The organism is Hydrogenivirga sp. 128-5-R1-1 (assembly GCF_000171895.1).
This window is the reverse complement of record NZ_ABHJ01000085.1, coordinates 1-2,944: the sequence shown is the minus strand read 5'-3', so window position 1 is coordinate 2,944 and position 2,944 is coordinate 1. Positions and strand designations below refer to the sequence as shown.

The following is a 2,944-nucleotide window of genomic DNA, read 5'->3' as shown; positions in this document are numbered from 1 at the left end:
GAGATATTTCCTCGGTACCTATAGAAGATATTTTTGTTGCGAAAAAGGCTTTTAGTGGAATTAATCCTATAGGTGTTTGAGCATATTTACTTGATGTTATTCTACTTATGGTTGATTCATGCAAATTTACTTTTTTTGCAATATCCTTTAAATTTAGTGGTTTTAAATGAGCTTTTCCTTTTCTTAAAAATTCAGATTGATGTTCTACAAGAGCTTTTGTTATTTTTATCAAGTTTTCCCTTCTTTGCTCAATTCCTTTTACTAATCCTATTGCTCTCTGGAGCTTTTCTTCTAAAAACTTTCTTGTTTCCTCTGGTAAATCTTTTCGTGAAATTAATTTTCTGTACTGTGTTGTAAGTTTTAGTTTTGGTATCTCCCATTCATTGACCTTTATTTCAAAGCTATCTCCTAAATCATAAATATATATATCAGGTTCTACATACTGGGTCTGACTTTCTTGAAAATTAAATGTAGGATAAGGAACAAGTTGTTTTATATTGCAAATTATTGTTTCAATTTCTTCTTCAGAGAGTTTATATTTTTCCTTTAGATAATCCTTTTCATTTATATTGAACGCATCTTCTTTTAAAAGTTTCTCAACAACAGCATCTTTTCCAAATTTTTCTTCATATTGAACAACTAAAGCTTCTCCTAAATCTTCAGCAGCTATTCCAGTAGGTTCTAATCTCATTATCCGCTTACGAATTTCTTCAACTTTTTCTACAGGTACTTTTAACTTTTTTGATATATAATCAATATTTGTTGCAAGTATTCCTTTTTCATCTAAATTTCCTATTATTTCATAAGCTATTTCTTTTTCTTCATCTTTAAATTCCAGGTCTATCTGGAATTCCAAGACATCAATTAAAGATGGTTTATATGCAAGTCTATTTAAAGGTGAAAGGTTTTCATCTTCTTCATAGTATGTTTGAGAAAAATCTTTAAAAGGGTAATATTCAAGCTCTATGTTAGCAATTTCTTCTAAAAAGGGATTTTCTTCAAGTTCCTGTTTTATTTCTTCTTTTAGTTGTAAATGGTTTAATGTAAGAAGTTTTAGCTGTTGTTTTAAACTCAGTGTTAAATTTAGCTTATGTGTAAGTTTTAAACTTAATGTATTTTTCATATGTTCATGCTTTCTTTAATCTTTTTAATTTTTTCATTAGGATTTTTTGCTTTTATTATAGGTCTTCCTACTATGAGAATATTTGCACCTTTTTCAACTGCTTTTTTAGGAGTTGCGACTCTTTTTTGGTCATCTTTGCTGTCATCTTCTAATCTAATTCCGGGAGTTACAGCTATGAATTCTTTTTCTATGTTTTCTTTCAAAAAACTCACTTCATCAACAGATGAAACTATTCCATCTATACCTGTTTCTAATGCTGTTTTAGCAAGGTTTAAAGTTAAATCTTTAATTGAATATTTTGAACACCCAATATAATCAAGGTATCTCTCATCATGGCTTGTAAGAATAGTTACCCCTAACAGCTTCAGGCTGCTGCTGCCCTTTGCTTCAACAGCTTTTTGTAGCATTTCCTTTCCACCTAAAGTGTGTATAGTAAGATAATCAGCTCCAGAATAAATAGCTCCTTTAACACCGTTATAAACCGTGTTTGGTATATCATGGAGTTTTAAATCTAAGAATAATTCAAACCCTTTACTTTTAACAAAGTCTGTAATATCCTTGCCGTATTTTATAAATAATGAATAACCAATTTTAATTACAATATCCTTATCTTCTATACTGTATAAAAATTGTTCCGCATCTTCAATGTCCGTAAAATCCAGAGCTATACCAAGTTTTTTAAGACTCATAAATACCCCATCAATTTTTATGCCAAAAATATATTAATACAAAATCTAACAAAAATCATTTTTTAGTCCCTATATGTAAATATAAAATAAAATGAAAAATTTTAAACGGAGGAAGTTGTAAATGGCGGAAAACAATTTTAAACATGTTTTTGTATGTATGCAAAACAAACCACCTGGAATGCCGTCCTGTGGCTCACAGGGTTCAGACAAAATTTTCATGAAATTTCAAGAAGTTTTGATGAGCAAACCTGAACTTATGACTAAAATGGCAGTTACCCCTACAGGCTGTTTAGGGCCTTGTATGTTTGGTCCCAATGTTGTGGTTTATCCTGATGCTGTATGGTATGGTAGAGTAACTCCTGAAGATGTTGAAGAAATTATAGAAAAGCATATAATTGGCGGTGAGCCAGTGGAAAGATTAGTTACTTCTGTTGGAAAACCACCAGGAATGATGTAATAGATATAAGGGGCTTGTTTGCCCCTTCTAAGAAAATATATCTTCAAAATTTTTCCCTTTTTCTATATACTCTAAAAACTTTTTTTCTTCATTAGATAAATTTGCTTTTTTCAAAAGGTCAGGTCTTTTTTTATAAGTCCTTTCTATCTGCTGCCATTTTCTCCATTTTTCTATAAGTTTGTGATTTCCAGAAAGAAGAACTTCAGGAACTTTCATTCCTCTAAAATCAGCAGGACGGGTATAATTTGGGTATCCAATTAAATTGTCTGAGAAGGAATCTATATTTAGACTGTTCTTATCTCCAACTACACCGGGTACAAGTCTGGCAACAGCGTCTATTATTACTACAGCAGCAGGTTCACCACCTGATAAAATAAAATCACCAATAGAAACTTCTTCATCAACTATACTCTTGACCCTCTCATCAACCCCTTCATATCTTCCACATATTATTAAAATTTCATCTTTTTCAGATAGTTCTTTTGCAAATTCTTGGTCAAACTTTCTTCCCCATGGCTCTGTGATTAGGACATAAGGTTTATGACCTTTTTCTAAAATACTTTCATAAGCTTTAAATATTGGTTCAGGTTTTAAAAGCATTCCTGGACCGCCGCCGTAAACTGTATCATCAACTGTTTTATGTTTATCAGAGGTAAAATCCCGCGGATTTATATT

Annotated in this window: 4 protein-coding genes; 1 reads left to right on the top strand and 3 read right to left on the bottom strand. The window is 31.2% G+C overall.

Annotated elements, in window-relative coordinates; all coding sequences use genetic code 11:
• Window positions 1–1,123 (bottom strand): RNA polymerase factor sigma-54 (gene rpoN, locus HG1285_RS05030; protein ID WP_008288494.1); only part of this gene is annotated, 1,123 nt, incomplete at its 3' end.
• Window positions 1,120–1,812 (bottom strand): orotidine-5'-phosphate decarboxylase, encoded by a 693-nt coding sequence (gene pyrF, locus HG1285_RS05035; protein WP_008288493.1) that lies wholly within the window; start codon window positions 1,810–1,812, stop codon window positions 1,120–1,122. The genes rpoN and pyrF, both read right to left, overlap by 4 nt.
• Window positions 1,813–1,933: 121 nt before the next feature.
• On the opposite strand from pyrF, the gene HG1285_RS05040 reads away from it, so the two are divergent.
• Window positions 1,934–2,269: a (2Fe-2S) ferredoxin domain-containing protein gene (locus HG1285_RS05040; RefSeq protein WP_008288492.1), complete on the top strand. Its 336-nt coding sequence runs from the start codon at window positions 1,934–1,936 to the stop codon at window positions 2,267–2,269.
• A gap of 27 nt (window positions 2,270–2,296) precedes the next feature.
• Here HG1285_RS05040 and trmD read toward each other — a convergent pair.
• Window positions 2,297–2,944 (bottom strand): tRNA (guanosine(37)-N1)-methyltransferase TrmD (trmD, locus tag HG1285_RS05045; protein ID WP_008288491.1); only part of this gene is annotated, 648 nt, incomplete at its 5' end.